Source organism: Janthinobacterium violaceinigrum, from assembly GCF_009208555.1.
GTDB classification, from domain to species: Bacteria; Pseudomonadota; Gammaproteobacteria; order Burkholderiales; family Burkholderiaceae_D; genus Janthinobacterium; species Janthinobacterium violaceinigrum.
On sequence record NZ_WFLI01000004.1, the window covers coordinates 1 to 19,625 of the forward strand.

The 19,625-nt window shown below is 65.8% G+C and carries 18 protein-coding genes; 17 read left to right on the forward strand and 1 reads right to left on the reverse strand.

All coding sequences use genetic code 11. The annotated features are described in order from the left end of the window. Nucleotides 1-2,320: putative bifunctional diguanylate cyclase/phosphodiesterase (locus GCN75_RS04310; RefSeq protein ID WP_226941093.1), on the forward strand; the 2,320-nt coding region annotated here is incomplete at its 5' end. Nucleotides 2,321-2,328: 8 nt separating this feature from the next. Here GCN75_RS04310 and GCN75_RS04315 read toward each other — a convergent pair. Continuing rightward, a complete protein-coding gene (locus GCN75_RS04315) occupies nt 2,329-3,306 on the reverse strand; it encodes an endonuclease/exonuclease/phosphatase family protein (protein WP_152281528.1) in 978 nt (325 codons plus the stop codon). A 37-nt stretch (nt 3,307-3,343) separates the two neighbouring features. On the opposite strand from GCN75_RS04315, the gene ybaK reads away from it, so the two are divergent. The 16 genes from ybaK (at nt 3,344) to GCN75_RS04395 (ending at nt 19,572) form a co-directional block, all read left to right on the forward strand. Further along, nucleotides 3,344-3,835 (forward strand): Cys-tRNA(Pro) deacylase, encoded by a 492-nt coding sequence (gene ybaK / locus GCN75_RS04320; RefSeq protein ID WP_152281529.1) that lies wholly within the window; start codon nt 3,344-3,346, stop codon nt 3,833-3,835. Nucleotides 3,836-3,939: 104 nt separating this feature from the next. Further along, the gene (plsY, locus tag GCN75_RS04325) at nt 3,940-4,584 is read left to right on the forward strand and encodes a glycerol-3-phosphate 1-O-acyltransferase PlsY (protein ID WP_226941095.1); all 645 of its coding nucleotides are present in this window, start codon (nt 3,940-3,942) and stop codon (nt 4,582-4,584) included. A 90-nt stretch (nt 4,585-4,674) separates the two neighbouring features. Then, nucleotides 4,675-5,340, forward strand: a complete 666-nt coding sequence (locus GCN75_RS04330; RefSeq protein WP_152281530.1) for a DsbA family oxidoreductase — start codon at nt 4,675-4,677, stop codon at nt 5,338-5,340. A gap of 70 nt (nt 5,341-5,410) precedes the next feature. After that, nucleotides 5,411-5,701 carry a DUF427 domain-containing protein gene (locus tag GCN75_RS04335; RefSeq protein WP_152281531.1) on the forward strand — a complete coding sequence of 97 codons (291 nt, stop codon included), beginning with the start codon at nt 5,411-5,413 and terminating at the stop codon, nt 5,699-5,701. A gap of 47 nt (nt 5,702-5,748) precedes the next feature. Next, entirely contained in the window at nt 5,749-6,714 is a 966-nt protein-coding gene (locus tag GCN75_RS04340; protein ID WP_152281532.1) for a DUF2157 domain-containing protein, read from the forward strand. Then, entirely contained in the window at nt 6,711-8,366 is a 1,656-nt protein-coding gene (locus GCN75_RS04345; RefSeq protein WP_152281533.1) for a GDYXXLXY domain-containing protein, read from the forward strand. The genes GCN75_RS04340 and GCN75_RS04345 overlap by 4 nt, the downstream gene beginning before the upstream one ends. Nucleotides 8,367-8,416: 50 nt before the next feature. After that, nucleotides 8,417-9,661: a metal-dependent hydrolase gene (locus tag GCN75_RS04350; protein ID WP_152281534.1), complete on the forward strand. Its 1,245-nt coding sequence runs from the start codon at nt 8,417-8,419 to the stop codon at nt 9,659-9,661. A gap of 105 nt (nt 9,662-9,766) precedes the next feature. Next, entirely contained in the window at nt 9,767-11,518 is a 1,752-nt protein-coding gene (locus GCN75_RS04355; RefSeq protein ID WP_152281535.1) for a cation:proton antiporter domain-containing protein, read from the forward strand. Nucleotides 11,519-11,599: 81 nt separating this feature from the next. Beyond that, a complete protein-coding gene (locus GCN75_RS04360) occupies nt 11,600-12,508 on the forward strand; it encodes an ion transporter (RefSeq protein ID WP_152281536.1) in 909 nt (302 codons plus the stop codon). A gap of 49 nt (nt 12,509-12,557) precedes the next feature. Next, complete coding sequence (locus GCN75_RS04365; RefSeq protein WP_152256662.1) at nt 12,558-13,538, forward strand: 3-oxoacyl-[acyl-carrier-protein] synthase III C-terminal domain-containing protein; 981 nt, start codon at nt 12,558-12,560, stop codon at nt 13,536-13,538. Between the two features lie 10 nt (nt 13,539-13,548). Next, nucleotides 13,549-14,586: an NAD-dependent epimerase/dehydratase family protein gene (locus GCN75_RS04370; RefSeq protein WP_152281537.1), complete on the forward strand. Its 1,038-nt coding sequence runs from the start codon at nt 13,549-13,551 to the stop codon at nt 14,584-14,586. Beyond that, complete coding sequence (locus GCN75_RS04375; protein ID WP_152281538.1) at nt 14,579-15,409, forward strand: MBL fold metallo-hydrolase; 831 nt, start codon at nt 14,579-14,581, stop codon at nt 15,407-15,409. The genes GCN75_RS04370 and GCN75_RS04375 overlap by 8 nt, the downstream gene beginning before the upstream one ends. Beyond that, nucleotides 15,406-16,710, forward strand: a complete 1,305-nt coding sequence (locus GCN75_RS04380) for a F390 synthetase-related protein (protein ID WP_152281539.1) — start codon at nt 15,406-15,408, stop codon at nt 16,708-16,710. The genes GCN75_RS04375 and GCN75_RS04380 overlap by 4 nt, the downstream gene beginning before the upstream one ends. Beyond that, on the forward strand, nt 16,707-17,345 hold the full coding sequence (locus GCN75_RS04385; RefSeq protein ID WP_152281540.1) for a phosphatase PAP2 family protein: 639 nt from the start codon (nt 16,707-16,709) through the stop codon (nt 17,343-17,345). Before GCN75_RS04380 ends, GCN75_RS04385 begins: the two co-directional genes overlap by 4 nt. Beyond that, on the forward strand, nt 17,342-18,457 hold the full coding sequence (locus GCN75_RS04390) for a sterol desaturase family protein (protein ID WP_152281541.1): 1,116 nt from the start codon (nt 17,342-17,344) through the stop codon (nt 18,455-18,457). Before GCN75_RS04385 ends, GCN75_RS04390 begins: the two co-directional genes overlap by 4 nt. Then, the gene (locus tag GCN75_RS04395) at nt 18,454-19,572 is read left to right on the forward strand and encodes a fatty acid desaturase family protein (RefSeq protein ID WP_226941097.1); all 1,119 of its coding nucleotides are present in this window, start codon (nt 18,454-18,456) and stop codon (nt 19,570-19,572) included. Before GCN75_RS04390 ends, GCN75_RS04395 begins: the two co-directional genes overlap by 4 nt. Nucleotides 19,573-19,625: the final 53 nt, after the last annotated feature.

The window sequence follows — 19,625 nt, forward strand, 5'->3', positions numbered from 1 at the left end:
GGCCGAGCTGGCGCTGGGCCAGCCGTGGGCCAGGGTGGCCGCCTCGCTGCCCGACGCCGCCGCCCTGGCGGATTTTTCCGGCGAACTGGCGGCCGTGTGGGAAAGCGGCAAGGCGCGCAGCGCGCGCCTGTGGAAGCTGGACGCCGATGGCGCCGCGCCGCGCTGCATCTGTTCCACCGTGTTTCCTGTCATCCAGTCCGGCCGCGTGCGGCAAGTGGTCTGCATCGATGCCGACATCACGGCCAGCGGCCAGGAGGGGGCCGCGCAGGGCGCCTTGCTGTTGATGGGCGATAATTTCCGCCAGTTGTACGACAAGTCCGCCGACGCCATCGTGCTGCTGCGCGACGAGCATATCGCCGACGCCAACCCGGCCGCTATTGCCCTGTTTCAATGTGAAGACCGGCAACGCCTGCTGGGGCGCCGCCTCAGCGATTTTTCGCCCCTGCGCCAGCCCGACGGCGAATTGTCCTCGCTGCGCGGCACGCAGCTGGCGGCCCAGGCCCACGACCACGGCAACTGGCGCCACGACTGGCGCTATCAGACGTGCGCGGGCCAGCTGTTCTGGGGCGAAGTGCTGCTCACCTCCGTCACGCTCGACCACACCTATCTGTTTTACGCGGTGATCCGCGATATTTCCTCGCGCAAACTGGCCGAGCAAGCGCTGTACCTGTCGGCGCAGGTGGTCGAACATGCGCGCGAGGCCATCGTGGTGCTGGACCCGCAGCAACTGGTGGTCAGCATGAATCCCGCGTACAGCGAAATCAGCGGCTACAGCCCGGACGACATGCTGGGCAAGGCCTTCGTGCTGCACGGCGTGGAGCCCGATGCGCCGGCGTTTTTCGAGCACGTGTGGGACGAAGTCGATGCCAACGGCTATTGGCAAGGCGATATCGTGGGCCAGCGCAAGGCGGGCGGGCGCTATCCGGCCTGGCTGTCGCTGACGGCCATCCGCGACCCGCAGGGGCAATTGAGCAATTACCTGGCCATCCTCAGCGATATCAGCGAGCGCAAGAAAAACGAGGAGCACACGCGCCACCTGGCCGAGCACGATTTCCTCACCGACCTGCCGAACCGGGTGCTGCTGCTGGACCGCTTGTCGCTGGCGCTGGCCGCCGCGCGGCGCAAGCTGAGCATGCTGGCCATCCTGTACCTCGACCTCGACCATTTCAAGTACATCAATGACAGCATGGGCCACCACGTGGGCGACCTGCTGCTCAAGGAAGTGGCGCGGCGCCTCGTGCGCTGCGTGCGCGGCGTCGACACCGTCAGCCGGCATGGCGGCGACGAGTTCGTCATCATCCTGGCCGAGGTGGGCGGCATCGACCAGGTGGCGCATGTGGCGTCCAGCCTGCTGCATGCCGTGACGCAGGTGTACCAGCTGGGCGAATACGAATTGCATGTGTCCACCTCGATCGGCGTGGCCATCTTTCCCAGCGATGGCGACAGCATCGACACCCTCGTGCACAACGCCGACATCGCCATGTACCACGCCAAGGAAAGCGGACGCAATAATTTTCAGTTTTTCAATGCCGAGATGAATGCGCAGATCGTCGAGCGGGCCAGCTTCGAGCAGGGCTTGCGCGCGGCGCTGGGCCGCGATGAATTCGTGCTGGAATTCGAGCCCGCGCTCGACGTCGCCAGCGGGCAGATCGTGGGCGCCGAAGCGCTGTTGCGCTGGCGCCACCCGCAACTGGGCGTGCTGCCGCCCGAGCGCTTCATCGCCGTGGCCGAGGAGTGTGGCTTGATGGTGTCGATAGGCAACTGGGTGCTGCGCCACGCCTGCCTGCGCGCGCGTGCCTGGAACGATGCGGGCCAGGCCTGGCGCGTGTCCGTGAATCTGTCGCAGGCGCAATGCCTGCACAATAATTTATTGCACAGCGTGCAAGAAGCACTGGCCGTATCGGGGTTGCCCGCCGCCAGCCTGGAACTGGAAGTGACGGAGTCCCTGCTGATGAAGGGCGGCGCGCGCCTGGCCGGCGTGCTGGCGCAGCTGCGCGCGCTGGGCGCCAGGCTGGCCATCGACGACTTCGGCACCGGCTATTCGCGCCTGGCCAATCTGCGTCATTACCCGGTGGATACACTCAAGATCGATCCTTCATTCCTGCCCGCGGCGGCCGAGGGCGGGGCAGGCGAGTCCGACGCGGCGGTCGCCGCCACCATCATCGCCATGGGGCGCGAGCTGCAACTGCTGGTGATTGCCGAAGGGGTGGAAACGGCGCAGCAGCTGGCCTATCTGCGGGCGCAGGGTTGCCAGCAATACCAGGGACGCTATGCCAGCGCGCAAGTCGAGGGCAGCGCGCTGGCGATGCTGTTGCAATAGCGATTACATCAATCGATATTGCCCAGCAACTTGATGCGCGCCAGCACCTGGCCATGGTCGGACGCATGCGGCAGGCCCAGCAGCAAATGGTCGTTCAGGCAATGGACTTCCTGCACCACGCCGATGGCGCGCGGCGAGGCGGGGTGGAAATGCTCGGATACGAGGATGTGGTCGATCGTCATGTAGTTGCTGTCGTGGATATTCGTGTAGCCCCCGTGGCGCGCCGCATCCTGGCGCAGCTGGATGGCGTTGGCGTCGTACAGGCGCTCGCGCATTTCCATGCCCGGCTCGCATGGCGCGCCCGCCCCCATGACGATGGACGTGGTGACGGCATTGGCGATGTCGTTGAAATCGCCCAGCACGATGCGGGGACGGCCGCTGCGGCCCAATTCGCTTGCCAGCACGCGCAGGGCCACGGCTTCCGCGCCGCGCCGCTGCAGCGAACGCAGGTTGGCCAGCGCATAGGCGGCCGCATCGCTGCCGTCGCCATGGCGGTAGTCGGGCCGGCGCGATTTCAGGTGCACCACCACCACGTCCGTGAGTTGTCCTCCAGGCAAGAGCACCTGTACGTACAGGGGCGCGCGGGCGAAGCGGCAGGCTTGTTCATCGGCAGTATGCTGGTCGGCGGCCACGCTCACGCCGGCTGGAAAATTCGCCCAGGCAACGCCGGCGCCGGCCAGCGGCAGCCGCGACACGAGCGCCACCGTGGGCAGCATGCGTCCGGCCGCATCGCTTGCATCGTAGCTGGCCAGGGTGGCTTCGCGGTAATGGCGCGTGCGCGACAGCACGTCGCGCAGGGCTGCCTGCGAGAAAATCTCCTGGAAACCGATCACATCGGCGTCGAGCAGGTCGATCTGCCGCGCCGTCCACTCCGCCTTGGCCTCGTATTGCGCGGGGCTCAGCGGTTCCAGGTTGTCATACAGTTTTTCCCCGGCCGGGGCCAGGTTGCAGACATTGAATGTGGCAAAGCGGATTTCTTGCTGCATAATTAGCACTCCTCACTGAACGATCAGCGTATCACGCATGGCTAAAAAAGAGCATATTTCCGAAACCCAGGCGACGCAGTTGCTGCGCAAGCATCAAGTTTCCTTTGAAGAACACCCATATCCGTACGAGGAGCATGGCGGCACCAGCGTCTCGGCGCGCGAATTGAACGTGCCCGAACATTCTGTGGTCAAGACCCTGGTGATGCAGGACGAGGCGGCCAAGCCGATGATCGTGCTCATGCATGGCGATTGCAAGGTGTCGACCAAGAACCTGGCGCGCTCGATCGGCTGTAAGTCCGTCGAGCCGTGCAAGCCCGAGGTGGCGCAGCGCCATTCCGGCTACCTGATCGGCGGCACCTCGCCCTTCGGCACGAAGAAGGCCATGCCCGTGTACGTGGAAGCGTCGATTCTGGAATTGCCACGTATCTATATCAATGGCGGACGGCGCGGTTTTCTCGTCTCGCTGGCGCCGCAGGTGCTTGTCGAATTGTTGCACGCCAAGCCGGTGCAGTGCGCCTTGCAGGATTAAGAGAGCAAGAAAGCCGGGTCCGCCCTGTCCGTGGGCCGGGCGCTGGTGTATATTCTGCTGCGCCAGCCTCGATGCTGGTGCAATAAACACAATAAAGGGAAGAAATGAATCCAGTAATTACAACCGTGGCAATGACAGTGGCCGCTTACTTGCTCGGCTCGATATCGTTTGCCGTGGTGATGAGCAAGGTCTACGGCATTGCCGATCCGCGCACCTATGGCTCGAAAAATCCGGGCGCCACCAACGTGCTGCGCAGCGGTAACAAGGGCGCCGCCATCATGACCCTGCTGGGCGACGGCGCCAAGGGCTGGCTGGCCGTGTTCCTGGCCGACCATTTTGCCGCGGTGCTGGGCGTGGGCGACACGGCCGTGGCCCTGGTCGCCATCGCCGTCTTCCTCGGCCATTTGTGGCCCGTGTTCTTCCGCTTCGTGGGCGGCAAGGGCGTGGCCACGGCCCTCGGGGTGTTGCTCGGTATCAATCCATGGCTGGGCCTGGCGACCCTGGCGACCTGGCTGATCATCGCCTATGCGTTCCGCTATTCCTCGCTGGCAGCGCTGGTGGCGGCCCTGTTCGCGCCGTTCTACTATGGCTTGCTGTTCGGCGTCGATCCCATCCTGCTGGCCGTGATCGTCATGAGCGTGCTGCTGGCCTACCGCCACAGCCAGAATATCGCCAACCTGCTCTCTGGCAAGGAAAGCAAGATCGGCGGCAAGAAGGATGGGGCCAAGGCGCCCGTCAAGAAGAAGTAAGCGCTTGATTTCCGGCGGCCCGCACGCATATGCTGTGCTTGCGGCGCCGCGCGGTGCGGCCGCCACCGACTCGCGCAAAGGCTGCCCACCATGAGTTCCACTCCCGCCACACCCACCCCCATCCGTATCGATTTCGTTTCCGACGTTTCCTGCCCCTGGTGCGTGATCGGCCTCAAGTCGCTGGAGCAGGCGCTGGACAAGCTGCAAGACACCGTCCAGGCCGACATCCACTTCCAGCCCTTCGAACTGAATGCGAACATGCCGGCCGAAGGCGAGGACATCGGCGAACACATCGCCCGCAAATACGGTTCCACCGAAGAACAGATGGCGCAGTCGCGCGAAGCGATCCGCGCGCGCGGCGAAGGCCTGGGCTTTACCTTTGCCATGGACAAGCGGGGCCGCATCTACAACACGTTTGACGCGCACCGTCTGCTGCACTGGGCCGGGCTGGAAGGGCGCCAGAAAGCACTCAAGATGGCCCTGTTCGATGCGTATTTCACGCAGGGCCAGGATCCATCCTCGCACGAGGTGCTGCTGGCTGCGGCCGGCAAGGTGGGGCTCGATGGCGCGAAGGCGGCCGCGGTGCTGGCGTCCGGCGCCTACGCGGACGAAGTGCGCGCGCAGGAACAGTTCTACCAGCAGAACGGCATCAACTCGGTGCCCGCCGTCATCATCAACGAGCGCCACCTGATTTCCGGCGGCCAGCCGCCCGAAGTGTTTGAGCAAGCCTTGCGCCAGATCATCAGCGGCGCTTGAACGGGGCGCCAATGGCGCGCGCCATGGCAGACTTTTTGCGCTACACTCGGCGCAGAAGGAGGATAGTCAAATGCCAACAGCCAGCTGGAATGGCGCCGTCATTGCGCAAGCCACCGATGCGCAGGTGCAAGTCGTTGAAAACAATGTGTATTTTCCTTTGGCGGCCGTGACGCAGGACTACCTGCGTCCCAGCAGCCATACCACCGTCTGCCCCTGGAAGGGCACGGCCAGCTATTACGACGTCGTCGTCGATGGCCAGACGAATGCCAACGCGGCCTGGTATTACCCCCACCCCAAGGATGCCGCCAAGCAAATTGCCGGCCATGTCGCCTTCTGGCGCGGCGTGAGCGTCGAGCGCTGACGCTTTCTTTCCCTATTTAAAAACTAAAAATCAACAGAAAGCAGACGATGGATTTACGCCTCGCCGTGTACCAGCTCGCCTCGGACAATGCGCTCGATGCCCAACAAACCCGGCAGTTGCAGGAAGTGGCCGGCTTCCAGCGCGAACCTGCCCGCCTGGCCTACTGGCTGCCCCGCGGCGTGGCCGTGCTGGGCGCCGCGCTGCTGGGCATGGGCTTGATTTGCTGGGTCGCCGCCAACTGGGAAGAGCTGGGCCGCATGGGCCGCTTTGCCCTGCTGCAAGGCGTGTTTGCCGCCGTCTGCGTGGGCGCGTTCGCCGTGCCCAAGGCGCGCGTGCCCTTGCTGCTGCTGGCCTTGCTGGCCATCGGCGGCCTGTTCGCGTATTTCGGCCAGACGTACCAGACGGGCGCCGACCCGTGGCAGTTGTTCGCCCTGTGGGCCGTGCTGGCGCTGCCCCTGTGCCTGGCAGCGCGCAGCGACGTGCTGTGGACGCCGTGGATGCTGGTGCTGGCCACGGCCGCCGCCCTGTGGATGCAGGCGCAGGCGCGCCACAGCTGGCGCATCGAGTCGGAAGACATCGGCATTTTCGTCAGCGGCTGGCTGGTCGTGCTGGCTGGCTGTGCCTTCGTCTCGCCCCTGCTGGCGCGCTGGACGGGCGCGGGCAACTGGGCCTTGCGCCTGGGCCTGGTGCTGGCCACCATTCTCATCACGGGCACGGCCGTCAGCGCCCTGTTCGGCAGCCATATCGCATCGCCGTACTGGGCCGGGCTGGGCTTGCTGGCCGTCGCCAGCGTGCTGCTGGCCAAACGCCAGTTCTTTGACGTGTTCGGCCTGAGCGCCGTCGCGCTGGGCCTCAACACCCTGCTGGTGGGAGGGCTGACGCACGTGCTGTTCAATGGCGGCGGCAATGGCGATGGCGTGGGCAGGCTGTTGATGCTGGGCTTGTTTGCGGCCGTGCTGCTGGCGCTGACCGTGCAAGGCATCCTGTGGCGCTCGCGCAAGGAGGCCGCATGAACAGCGTGAACCGCGCCGATGCGCTCGCTACCCTGATCGACGACGCCACGCGCGCCGGCCTGCTGCCGCCCGGCGCCGCCCGGCCCGTGCAGGATGTGCGGCCCTGGCCGCTGGTGCTGATGACGGCGTTTGGCGCCTGGCTGGCGGCCATTCCCCTGGTCGTGGCGCTGGGCGTGGGCCTGGAAAGCGTGGTGCGCCACGGTCCCGGCGCGTATGTGGTGGCGGCCATCGTGCTGGTGGCGGCCGTGCTGGTGATCCGCATGCGCGGCGTGGCCCTGTTCGTCGAGCAGCTGGCCGTGCCCTGTTTGCTGGTGGGGGGCGGCTTGCTTGGCTATGCCCTGTTCCGCGACTATGCCACGCAGACGGCCTCGCTGCTGATGTGCCTGGCGTGCCTGGTGGTGGCCGCCTCCCTGCCGCGCGACTGGCTGCGCGTGCTGCTGGGGCTGGTCGCCTGCGGCTTGCTGGGACTGGGCATCGTCGATAGCACGCGCGACTGGATTTTCGAGAACGACCCCACGCAACTGTATCTGGCCTGGATGCTGGCCCTGGCCTTCTGGCTGGGCGCCCACTGGCTGCAAAAGCAGGCGTTCAACGATGGCCGCGGCGCGCCCATCGCCGCCTTCCTGGAATCGCTGTCGACGGGCTGGGTAGTGGCAATCTTGCTGGGGCTGGTCTTCTGGTCCGGCATGACTTTCATGCTGGGCGGTGTCGTGGGCGGCGGCATAACCGGCGAGCTGGCGCGCGAAGCGACCCGGCACCAGGGCGGCGCCTGGTATGCGCAGGCGCTGAACGGGGTGTCGCTCGTGCTGGCCACGGCGGCCGCCGCCTGGACGGGGTGGCGCTGGCCGGCGCTGCGCCAGTTGCCCGCCATCGGCGTGGCGCTGGTGCTGATCGTGCTGGCGTGGTTCATGCCGGCGCTGGGGCCCGTGCTGCTGATCCTCGCGTATTGCCTGACGAGCGGGCGCTCGCGCGTGGCCGTGGCGGCCGCGCTGGCGGCGGCGTGGATACTCGGCAGCTTTTATTATCAGCTGGCCTGGCCGCTGGCCAGCAAGGCGGCGCTGCTGGCCATGGCCGGTGCGCTGCTGTGCGTGCTGTCGTGGCTGGCCACGCGGGGCAAGGTATTGCACCTGGTGGAAAGCAAGCCGGCCGCCGCGCTGGCCGAAAGCCGCGCCGTGCGCGTGGGCGTGCTGGGCGGCTTGCTGCTGGTGTTGCTGGTCGCCAATGGCGGCATCTGGCAAAAAGAGCAGCTGATTGCCAAGGGGGAATCCATCTTCGTGGCGCTGGAACCCGTCGATCCCCGCTCGCTGATGCAGGGCGACTACATGCGCCTCAATTTCGTCAACCTGGGTGTCCTGTCTACTCTGGCCAGCGTGGAGCAGGCGCCTGGCCGGCCCCTCGTGGTGGCCATGCGCGATGCGCGCGGCGTGGCGGAACTGCTGCGCCCGTACACCAAAGAGGCGCTGGCGCCCGGCGAATTCCTGCTCGAACTGACGCCGAAAGATGGGCGCTGGGTGCTGGTCAGCGACGCCTGGTTCTTCAAGGAAGGCGAGGCGGCGCGCTGGGAAAAGGCCCGCTATGGCGAGTTCCGCGTCCTGCCCGATGGCCGTGCCTTGCTGGTGGGCATGCGCGGCGAGCAGCTGGAGAAACTGTAACTGCGGTAGCGCACGAGCACGCGGGGGCGGCCATCCTGTAAAATTGCCCGATGGATAATATTACGCATTCGGTCATCGGCCTCGGGGTCGGCGAACTGGTACACCGCAGCCTGCCGCCCGAGCCGCAGGTCCCCGCCCAGCGCACCCGGCGCGCGCTGTTTCTCTTTACGGCCTGGTTTGCCAGCAATGCGCCCGACCTGGACCTGGTGCTGACCAAGCTGCTGCCGCGTCCGTTCGGCTACATGCTGCACCACCGCGGGCATACGCATACCTTGCTGCTGGCCTTGCCGCAGGCGCTGTTGCTGCTGGCCCTGCTATGGCTGCTGTGGCCCGGCGCGCGCCGGTTGCTGAAGGACAGCGTGCCCGCCCGCATCGGCCTGGCAGCCTGTCTGCTGCTGGGATTCTGCTTGCACATGGGCATGGATTTCCTCAATTCCTATGGCTTGCACCCGTTCTATCCGTTTGACAGCCGCTGGCTGTATGGCGACATGGTCTTCATTGTCGAGCCCATGTTCTGGGTGTTGCTGGGTGTGCCCGTGATCATGTCCTTGCGCTACGGCATCGTCAAAAGCGTGCTGCTGGCGGGATTGGCGGCGGCCCTGTGTTTCTTTACCTATCAAACCTATCTGGCGCCCGCTTCGCTGGTCATCCTGCTGGGGCTGGGCGCGATCCTGGCCGTGCTGCAGGGACGGGCCGGCGAGCGGGGGCGGGGACCGCTGCTGCTGGCCTTCGCGCTGGCCGCCACGTTTATCGGCACGCAGGGCGTGGCCTCGGCCCTCGGCCGTGCCCGCATCGAGGCGGCCGTGCAGCGCCTCGATCCCGGCACGCGCGTGTGGGACGTGGCGATGACGGCCTTCCCCAGCAACCCCTTGTGCTGGATCTATGTCTCGCTCGACAGCAAGACGGACGTGTACACCCTGCGGCGCGGCACCTTGAGCCTGCTGCCGGATGCGCTGGCGCCCGCCGCTTGCCCGGCGGGGCTGGCGGAAACGGGCAAGCGGGAACAGCAGCTGGCGCCCGGCATCGCCGTGTCGGCCCAGGCGGCGGGCAGCCTGGCCGCCTTGCGCGCGCTGCAGGAAGACAATTGCTATGCCGACGCCTGGTTCCGCTTTGCCCGCATGCCCAGGTTGAATGCGGACAAGCTGACGGACGTGCGTTTCAATCCCGGCATGCTGCCCAATTTTACGACCGTCGAACTGCAGCAGTTCCGCAACCGGCCGTGTCCCGCCTACGTGCCGGGCTGGGACCGCCCCCGCGCGGACATGCTGGCACCGCCGCAAGGGGCGCGCCCGTAGCGAATTTATTGCCTTGTGGCAAAATATCGTGTGTGCACTTACTTCGCCATGGCCGCGCAGGCGACACGACCAATTCAGCATGAATGATATTTAGTTAGGATTATTTTGGAAGAGCAACACGCCTTACCGTATTTGCGGGAAACCCTGCTGTTTCTTGCCCTGGCCGGGATTTTTATTCCCTTATTGCAACGCCTGAAAGTCAACCAGGTCCTCGGTTTCCTGGCCGTGGGCGCCCTGTTCGGCCCGTTCGGTTTCGGCCTGTGGGCCGGCGACTACACGTGGCTCACGTATTTTTCGTTCGTGCGTGCCGAGCAGGTCAGCGGCCTGGCCGAGCTGGGCGTGATGTTTTTGATGTTCATGATCGGCCTGGAACTGTCGACGGAACGGCTGTGGGCGCTGCGGCGCTGGGTATTCGGCGCGGGCGTGGGGCAGGTGGCCGTCAGCGCTTGCCTGATCGGCGGCGTCGCGTATTACTTCGGCTTGTCGCTGGAAGCGTCCATCGTGCTGGGCCTGGTGTTGTCGCTGTCGTCCACAGCCGTCGTGATGCAGTTGCTCACGGACCAGCGCTCACTGCAGACGCCGGCCGGCCAGGCGGGCTTTTCCATTTTGATGTTCCAGGACCTGATGGTGGTGCCGCTGTTCATCCTGATCGATGTGTTCGCCAGCGGGCGCAGCGACGACCTCGCGTATCTGCTCAGCTTTGCCGCCGTGAAATCGGCGGGCGCCATCCTGCTGATCTATCTGCTGGGACGCCGGGTTATCCGCCCCCTGTTCCAGTTTTTCGTCAAGAAACGCCAGCCCGACGTGTTCATGGCCTTGACCCTGCTCAGCACCCTGGGCATCGCGGGCTTGACGTACCTGGCGGGCCTGTCGATGGCGCTGGGCGCCTTGCTGGCCGGCCTGCTGCTGGCGGAAACGGAATTCCGCCATGAAGTGGAAGTGACGATCGAGCCCTTCAAGGGCTTGCTGATGGGCCTGTTCTTCATGTCCGTGGGCATGCAGATCGACGTGCGCGAAATCCTCAAGTCGCCGATCCTGATTCCTTTGGCCGTGCTGAGCCTGTTTGCGGTGAAAACCCTGGTCATCGGCGTGATTTTCCGCCTGGGCGGCTTTCACTGGGGGCGCGCCGTGGAAACGGGCGTGCTGCTGGGGCAGGGCGGCGAATTCGCCTTCATCGTCGTCGCCTATGCGCTGGGCACAAAACTGATCGGCCCGCAGGTGGCGCAGTTCGTCATGCTGGTGGTGGGCCTGAGCCTGTTTGCCACGCCGGCGCTGGCCAAGGCGGCGCGCGCTTTCGGCAACTGGTGGGAACAGCGCCACCACCATCAGCTGGCCGACCTGGCGCACGGCGCGCTGCCGCCGCAGGGCAGCACCGTCATCATCGCCGGTTTCGGCCGGGTGGGGCAGCTGCTGGCCAAGGTGCTGACGGAACAGGATATCGCGTATGTGGCGATTGAAAATGATGCGCGCCTGGTGACGACCCTGCATCCGCGCGGCTTCCCCGTGTATTTCGGCGATGCCTCGCGCGCGGAACTGCTGCAAAAGGTCAATGCGGACCGGGCTGCCGCCGTGGTGCTGACGATGGACCATGCGGCGTCCGTGCTGCATGCCGTGAAATCGATCCGCCGCGAGTATCCGCAGCTGCCCGTGTATGCGCGGGCCCGCGACGAGGCCCATGCGGTGGCCCTGATACAGGCGGGCGCCACCCTGGTCGTGCCCGAGGCGCTGGAGTCGGCGCTGCAGCTGACGGCCACCGTGCTGCACACCGTGGGTTTGAGCGAAGCGCGCACGACGGACATCGTGCAGGCCGAGCGCGACCGGCGCAATGCCGTGCTGCTGGCGAAAAAGCTGTCGTAGCGAAAACTGTAGCGCAACCGTGCGTGTCGCCGTGCTTTGTAAATTATCTATACAATAATAGTATATGAGCACATTACCCACATGAAAGCCGCGACGAAGAGCGGAGCGGCGCCCCTGACGCCGCAGCAGCTGGCGGCGCAGGAAACGCAGCAGAAATTTGGCAAGCCCGAACGGGGCTGGCGCGAGCAGGTGTACACCGTCATTTTCGAGGCGGAAACGCGCACGGGCCGCGCCTTCGATCTGGCGCTGATCGCCGCCATCCTGGTCAGCGTGACGGTGGTCGTGCTCAGCAGTGTCGCTTCCGTGGCCGAGCGCTACGGCGCCTGGCTGACGGCGCTGGAATGGTTTTTCACCATTTTATTTACCATCGAGTATTTCGCCCGCCTGTCCTGCCTGCAGCATCCGGTGCGTTACGCCAAGAGTTTTTTCGGCATTATCGATTTGCTGGCCATCGTGCCCACCTACATCGGCTTGCTGCTGCCAGGCGCCCACGTGCTGATCGACGTGCGTATTCTGCGTTTGCTGCGCATGTTCCGTATCCTCAAGCTCACGTCCTATGTGCATGAATACACGGTGCTGGGACGGGCTTTGCTGGCCAGCCGGCGCAAGATTCTCATTTTCTTGTCTTTCGTCATGATGGTGGTCTTTCTGTTGGGTACTGTGATGTATGTCGTGGAAGGGCCGGAAAATGGCTACAGCAGCATCCCCACGTCGATATACTGGGCCATCAGCACCATGACCACCGTGGGTTTCGGCGATATCACGCCGCGCACGGACATCGGGCGTACCATCGCTTCCCTGATGATGCTGCTGGGCTGGGGCATCCTGGCAGTGCCTACCGGCATTATCAGCGCGGAAATGACGGTACAGCGCAGTTCCAAGCTGGTCACCACGCGCACCTGCCCCACGTGCCTGAAAGAAGGGCTCGATGACGATGCCAATTTCTGCAAGAACTGCGGCGTCGATTTGCCGCCGCTGGCACGCGATTAGCGCATAGACCCTACATCAACCGTATTTACTTTACTTTTTTAAGGCTGACATGATTCCAGTTCGCCTGATCGCGACGGGCAAAGCCGTGCCGTCGCACAGCGTTACCTCCGAGAGCCTGGACCTGACATTGGGCCACCCGGCCGGCTATACCTTGCGCAAGAGCGGCGTGCTGTCGCGCTTTGTCGCCGCGCCCGACGAGTCGCAGAGCCAGCTGGGCGCCGCCGCCCTGCTCGACGCGCTGAAGAATGCCAGCCTGCGTCCGGCCGACATCGACTTGCTGATCTGCGCCTGCGGCGTGCCCGAGCAAGCGTTGCCGAACACGGCCTGCTTCGTGGCCGAACACGCCGGCTTGCCGCCAGGCACGCAAAGCTTCGACGTCAACGCCAGCTGCCTCAGTTTCATGGCCGCCTTCCGCGTGGCCGCGTCCATGCTGGCGGGCGGCGCCTACCGGCGCATCGCCATCGTCTCGTCCGACCTCGCTTCGCGCGGGGTCGACTGGAGCGAGCCGGAAGCGTCGATGATCTTTGGCGACGGCGCCGCCGCCGTCATCGTCGAGCGGGGCGACGGCAGCGCCGGCATTCGCGCCTACAAGATGGGCACGTATCCGGAAGGGCGGCGTTACTGCGAAATCCGCGGCGGCGGCACCGAGCGCAACCCGCGCAACGGCTGCGAACCGGGCGACTACCTGTTCCGCATGGATGGCAAGGCCGTGTTCCGCCTGGCCGTCAAGGTGATGCCGGATTTCCTCGCGGAATTAATGCAGGAATCGGGCGCGGGCCTGGAAAAAGTCGACGTGGTCGTGCCGCACCAGGCCAGCCCGCTGGGCCTCGCGCATGCGGCGCGCATCCTCGACGTCCCCGATGCTAAAATCATCAAGATCTTTGAAACGCACGGCAACCAGGTGGCTGCCTCCTTGCCCACCGCCCTGCATGAGGCGGTGATGACGGGGCGGGCCGTGGCGGGCCAGCGTTTGCTGATGATGGGCACGGCCGCAGGCCTGACCATCGGCGGCATGATCGTCGATTTATGAGGGCAGTGCGATGAGGCGGATACTGGTCACGGGAGCGACGGGGGGCTTGGGGCGCAATGCCGTGCGCACCCTGCTGGCGCAGGGCGTGGAAGTGCGCGCCACGGGCCGCAACGCCGCCGTGGGCCGTGAACTGGAACGCATGGGCGCGCAATTCGTCGCGCTCGACCTGGCGCAAGCGTCGCCGCGCCAGGTCGACGAGCTGGTGCGCGGCATGGACACCGTCTGGCACTGCGCCGCGCTGTCCTCGCCGTGGGGCCCCGAGCGCGACTTCATCGCCGCCAACGTCACGGCCACGGGCCAGCTGCTGCGCGCGGCCGCCAGCCAGCATGTGGCGCGCTTCGTGCACATCTCCACGCCGGCCATGTATTTCGATTACCGCAACCGCTACGAAGTGCCGGAAACCTTCCGTCCCGACGCTTTCGTCAACGCGTATGCGCGCTCCAAGGCGATGGCGGAAAAGCTGGTGCAGGAGGCGGTGGACCGCCATCGCGGCATGACCTGCGTGATTCTGCGTCCGCGCGCCATCTTCGGCCCGCACGACCAGGTCCTGATCCCGCGCCTGGCGCGCGTGCTGCAGGAGCGCGGCGGCAAGCTGCCCCTGCCCAGGGGCGGCGCGGTCACCATCGACGTCACCTATGTCGACAATGTCGTGCATGCGATGTGGCTGGCCACCGTGCACAAGACCATCGCTTCAGGCGCCGCCTTCAACATCACGAACGGCGAACCGGCGCGTCTGTGCGACATCTTGCGCGCGCTGTTTTGCGAGCATCTGCAGCAGCCGTTCGAGATCGTCAGCGTGCCTTACCGCGTGCTGGCGCTGGCTGCCCGCCTGATGCAGTTCGCCTCGCGCTTCACGCGGCGCGAGCCGTCGCTCACGCCCTACAGCATCGGCGCGCTCAGTTTCGACATGACGCTCGATAACGCCAAGGCGCGCAAGGTGCTGGGCTACCGTCCCATCGTCAGCCTGCAGGAAGGCATTGCGCTGACGGCGCAGTGGATGCGCCAGGAGGCGGCGGCGCACAAGGTGGGCAAGGAGCGCAATGGCTAGCATTACCGCGTTTCGCGTCGGCCACTGCACCCACCCGTCCTGCATGGTCTTGAAAGGCAGCGGGCTGGCCAGCCGCTGCTTCCCGTCGCGCGCTTACCTGATCGAAACGCGCGCGGGCCTGTACCTGTGGGACACGGGTTACGCCGAGCACTTCCGCGCCGCCACGTCGAAAGGCGTGTACCGCATGTATGCGTGGGTGACGCCGATTTCCTTCGACGAGAACGAGTCTTTGCAGGGCCAGCTGCGCGCGCATGGCGTGGCGCCCGGCGACATCCACACCTTGCTGCTGTCGCACTTCCACGCCGACCATATCGCCGGCCTGCGCGACTTCCCCGGCGCGCGGCTGATGGCTTCCCAAACGGGCTGGGACGCCGTGCGCAGCCTGTCCGGCGTGGCTGCCGTGCGCCAGGCCTTCGTGCCCGAGCTGCTGCCCAACGACATCGCCGACCGCCTGGCTTTCGTGGAAAGCGTGCCCGAGACGGCCTTGCCGGCCGCCCTGCTGCCATTCACGCACGGGCGCGACGTCAGCGGCACGGGTGAGATTTACATCGTCGACCTGCCCGGCCACGCCATCGGCCATCTGGGCGCCTTCGTGCTGCAGGAGAGCGGCTGGACCTTGCTGGCGTCGGACGCGGCCTGGGTGCCGGAAAGCTTCCAGCAGCTGCGCGGGCCGTCCGAACTGTCGTTCCTCATCCAGCACAAGCGCGCGCCGTACTATGCGACCCTGAACCGCCTGCACCAGCTGCACCGCTCGGGCAATGCGCACATCCGCATCACGCATGAAGACACGGCGGACTATGTTCCTGTGGCGGGCCGCCCGTGAAGCGTATCGTCTGGCTGTTGCTGTCGTACTGGCGCACGCGCCGCCTGCGGTTCACAAGCCGCGCGCAGCTGGGCGCCTACCAGCACAAGCAGCTGGCGCGCTTCCTCGACGTGCTGTGCGCGCGCAGCAGCTACTTTGCCCCATTCCGCGGTCTGCCGCTGGCGCAGTGGCCGACCATGAACAAGGCGCTGATGCTCGAGCATTTCGACGCCATGAACACCGAGGGGGTGACGTTGGCGCAGGCGATGGACGCGGCCATGGCGGCCGAGCACAGCCGCGACTTCACGCCGGCCGTGGGCGACATCACCGTGGGCCTGTCGTCGGGCACGTCGTCGCGGCGCGCCGTGTTTACCGTCAGCCCCCGCGAAAAAGCGCAATGGGCGGGCGTGATGCTGGCCAAGGCGCTGCCCGATGGCCTGTTTTCCGGCGAAAAGGTGGCGCTGTTCCTGCGCGCGAACAGCAATCTGTACACGGCCGTGCGCTCGCCGTGGCTGACGTTTGCCTTCTACGACCTGTTCGAACCGTTCGACAGCCTGTGCGCGCGGCTGGCGCACTATCAACCTTCCGTCATCGTTGCGCCGGCCCAGGTGCTGCGTCAGCTGGCCTTGCGCGTGATCGATGGCAGCCTGGCGCTGGCGCCGAAAAAAGTCATCTCGGTGGCCGAAGTGCTGGAAGCCCAGGACCGCGCGCTGATCGTGCAGGCGTTTGGCGCCGTGCATGAAATCTACCAGGCCACCGAAGGTTTCCTCGCCAGCAGCTGCGAGCATGGCGTGCTGCACCTGAACGAGGAATACGTGCACATCGAACCGCAGTGGCTCGATGCGGAGCAGCGCCGCTTCGTGCCCGTGATTACGGACTTCACGCGTATCACGCAGCCCATCGTGCGCTACCGCCTCGACGACATCCTGATTGCGCGTGACACGCCATGCCCGTGCGGCCGCGCCACGCGCGCCATCGCCGGCATCGAAGGGCGCTGCGACGACATGCTGTTCTTGCCATCCTTGCCTTCGGCGAACGGCGGCGCGCCCGTCGCCGTGTTTGCAGACGTCCTGACGCGCGCATTCGCGCAAGCCTTGCCGCCGGACGCAGATTACCGCCTGGTGCAGTCGGGCGCCAACGCCTTGCAGCTGCATGCGGCCGTGGACGCCGCCGGCCTGGCCGCCCTGCGCGCGCATCTGGAAACGGTGCTGCGGGAGCTGGGCGTGGCCGTCGACGGCCTGGCCTGGACGGTAAGCGGCGAACTGCCCCCCTTTGACCCCACCATGAAACGGCGCCGCATCCGGCGCCTGGCGACCGCATGAACGATACTTCCATGACCGTACGCAGCCGCCTGCTGCATCTGCTGGCCGGCTGGGGCAGCGTCGGCCTCGTGTATTTTTCCAGCGACCTGCTGCAAGGGCAGGGCGCGCTGCTGCCCGAAACGGCCATCGACCGCGCCATTGCCTACAACGACGGCGCCATCTGGCTGTACCTGTCCTTCTTCGTCCTGATTCCCTACGCCTACCTGGCGGCCGATGCGGCCCGCGTGCGCTGGCTGGCGCGCGCCATGGCGCTTTCCGCGCTGGCTTGCGGCGTGGTCTTCCTGCTGTACCCGACCACCCTCGCGTATCCGCCCGTGGGCGAGGGCAGTGCCTGGAGCACGCAGGCGCTGCGCATGCTGCAGGCGGCGGATTCCACGCAAAACTGCCTGCCGTCGCTGCACGGCGCCCTGACATTGCTGTGCGTGTGGGCCCTGTGCGACAGGCGCCACCTGCTGCGTTCCGCGCTGGTCGCGCTGCTGGGGATCAGCATCTGCTACGCCATCATCGCGCTGCGCCGGCACGTGAGCATCGACCTGGCCGCCGGCCTGGCCGTGGGCGTGGCGGGCGGCATGCTGGCGAAAATGCAGGTATTCTGGGCTGCGCGCCGCGCCATTTCTACTGAAACCGCATCATGATGAATCCCTTCGCCCTCTCTTTTCTTGTCATGCTGGCCTTCGTGCTGGCCGAACTGCTGATCCTCAAATGGGTGCGCAAGACGCCCGTGCCGTGGAAGGACGTCATCTTCAACCTCAATTCCGGGCATATCTTGATGTGGGTGTTCCGCGGCGTGGAAGTGGCGGCTTTCGCCCTGCTGCTGCGCCATGTGAACCTGCACATCGTCGACCAGTGGCCCGTGGCGGCGCAATGGATCTTTGCCTTCTTTGCCTGGGATTTGTGCTTTTACTGGATGCACCGGCTGCATCACAAAATCCCCCTGCTGTGGGCCGTGCACGTGGTGCACCACCAGGGCGAGCATTTCAACCTGTCGCTGGGCGTGCGCAATTCCTGGTATTCGTCGCTGACGAATTTCCCGTTTGTCGCGATCCTGGCCGTGCTGGGCGTGCCGCTGGAAATCTTCCTCGTCGTCTCGTCCCTGCATTACACGGTGCAGTTCTACAACCACAATGCGCTGGTGAACAAGTCCGGCATCCTCGATAGCTTCATGGTCACGCCCTCGCACCACCGCGTGCATCACGGCACCGACAAACGCTACATCAACCGCAATTTCGGCGGCACCCTGCTGCTGTGGGACAGGCTGTTCGGCAGCTTCCAGCCCGAGCTCGAGGGCGTGGAAATGCGCTATGGCGTGAAGGGCATGACACCCACGCACAACCCGCTGCTGGCCAGCAACGGCAAGCTGTTTGGCTGGCTGCGCGCGCGCTTTCCCCACTGGCAGTCGCGCGGCACCTTCCACGTGCCCGAGCTGTTCATCGGCATCGGCGGCGTGATCCTGTTTGGACTGGTGATCTATTACGTCAATCACGAGGCGGCGCTGGCCGGCGCGCAGCAGGCCATCCTGTTCGCGCTGATCTTTGGCGGCACCCTGGCGCTGGGCGGCCTGTCCGATGCACGCCGCTGGGGCGCCATCGCCTGGGTGGCCATCGCCGTGGCGATGCCGCTGCTGTTCCTGGGCTGGTATGGCGCGCGCGACGCGTGGGGCATGGTCTTCCTGGCCGCGCTGCTGGCGCATGGCCTCGATGGCGCGCGCCGCCTGTGGTGGCCCGCAGCGGCGGGGACGCGCGCGTGACGCAGCCTGTACCTTCGCTGCCGCCGCTGCGCTTCCAGCCCGCCCGCGAGTCCGCCTTTCGCCGTGAATTGCGCGCGCGCGCCGACGCCTACCTGGCGGACGAAGGAAAACACCGCTTCGGCGACCTGCGCATGCATGCGAAGATCCTCTTCCTGGCCGCGCTGACGGTGGGGCTGTATGCGCTGGCGCTGAACGCCGAAAGCACCTGGCCGTTTGTCGCCAGCTATGTGGCCTGCCTGGTCACGGCCATGGCGCTGGCCATGAATACCCTGCACGACGCGGCCCACAGCGCCGTCTTCCGCCAGGGAGCCTGGAACCGCGTGCTGATCCGCCTGGTGGGCCTGCCCGTGGGCGTGGACACGGATTTCTGGACCATCCGCCACGTGCACTTCCACCATACGTATGCGAACGTGGAGGGCTATGACCTCGACACGGAACCGAATCCGTTTTTGCGCCAGACGCCGTACCAACGCTGGTCGCCCCAGTACCGCTACCAGTACCTGTACTGGCCCGTGGTGGCGGCCCTGTCGCTGCCCTACCTGAACTGGTATGGCGACTGGCTGGACCGCTTCGGCAAGACGCCCGTGGCCGCGCACAGCCGCCTGCAGGGCTGGCGCGGCTGGCTGTCCTTCCTGGGCTGGAAGCTGGGCCACGTGGCGCTGGTGCTGGCGCTGCCCATGTGGGTGCTGCAGCAGCACGGCATCGCCTGGAACGTGGTGCTGGGCGCGTATTTCGTGGGCCAGATGATCGCCTCGTGCGCGCTGGTGGCGCTGATCCTGGGCACGCACTGGGCCGAGGTGGAGTTTTTCCAGCCGGGGGCGGACGGCACCTTGCCGCACGACTGGTACCAGCACACGTTTTACACATCCTGCGACTGGACGCCGCAGCCGCGCGCGCTGCGCTGGCTCGGCTACTGGCTCGGCGGCTTGAATCTGCACCTCACGCATCATCTGTTCCCCACCTGGAACCACCGCCACTACCCGGCGCTGGCGCGCATCCTGGCCGAGCTGGCGCCCCGCCACGGGCTCGCCTACCGCGAACTCGGTTACGGCCAGCTGCACGCTTCGCAGCAGAAGTTCCTGCGCGCCATGGGGCAGCCGCCCGCAAAGTCCTGACGAATCGCGCTTGACTCGGTTTCCGTTCCGTCTTACATTTCTGTAACGACAGA

Excerpts from the sequence above, each read along its gene's own strand:
- GCN75_RS04345 (WP_152281533.1), top strand. The coding sequence starts at position 6,711 with ATGAACAGCGTGAACCGCGCCGATGCGCTCGCTACCCTGATCGACGAC.
- GCN75_RS04360 (WP_152281536.1), top strand. The coding sequence starts at position 11,600 with ATGAAAGCCGCGACGAAGAGCGGAGCGGCGCCCCTGACGCCGCAGCAG.
- GCN75_RS04390 (WP_152281541.1), top strand. The coding sequence starts at position 17,342 with ATGATGAATCCCTTCGCCCTCTCTTTTCTTGTCATGCTGGCCTTCGTG.
- GCN75_RS04335 (WP_152281531.1), top strand. The coding sequence starts at position 5,411 with ATGCCAACAGCCAGCTGGAATGGCGCCGTCATTGCGCAAGCCACCGAT.
- GCN75_RS04370 (WP_152281537.1), top strand. The coding sequence starts at position 13,549 with ATGAGGCGGATACTGGTCACGGGAGCGACGGGGGGCTTGGGGCGCAAT.
- GCN75_RS04315 (WP_152281528.1), bottom strand. The coding sequence starts at position 3,306 with ATGCAGCAAGAAATCCGCTTTGCCACATTCAATGTCTGCAACCTGGCC.
- GCN75_RS04340 (WP_152281532.1), top strand. The coding sequence starts at position 5,749 with ATGGATTTACGCCTCGCCGTGTACCAGCTCGCCTCGGACAATGCGCTC.
- GCN75_RS04385 (WP_152281540.1), top strand. The coding sequence starts at position 16,707 with ATGAACGATACTTCCATGACCGTACGCAGCCGCCTGCTGCATCTGCTG.
- GCN75_RS04365 (WP_152256662.1), top strand. The coding sequence starts at position 12,558 with ATGATTCCAGTTCGCCTGATCGCGACGGGCAAAGCCGTGCCGTCGCAC.
- ybaK (WP_152281529.1), top strand. The coding sequence starts at position 3,344 with ATGGCTAAAAAAGAGCATATTTCCGAAACCCAGGCGACGCAGTTGCTG.
- plsY (WP_226941095.1), top strand. The coding sequence starts at position 3,940 with ATGAATCCAGTAATTACAACCGTGGCAATGACAGTGGCCGCTTACTTG.
- GCN75_RS04350 (WP_152281534.1), top strand. The coding sequence starts at position 8,417 with ATGGATAATATTACGCATTCGGTCATCGGCCTCGGGGTCGGCGAACTG.
- GCN75_RS04375 (WP_152281538.1), top strand. The coding sequence starts at position 14,579 with ATGGCTAGCATTACCGCGTTTCGCGTCGGCCACTGCACCCACCCGTCC.
- GCN75_RS04330 (WP_152281530.1), top strand. The coding sequence starts at position 4,675 with ATGAGTTCCACTCCCGCCACACCCACCCCCATCCGTATCGATTTCGTT.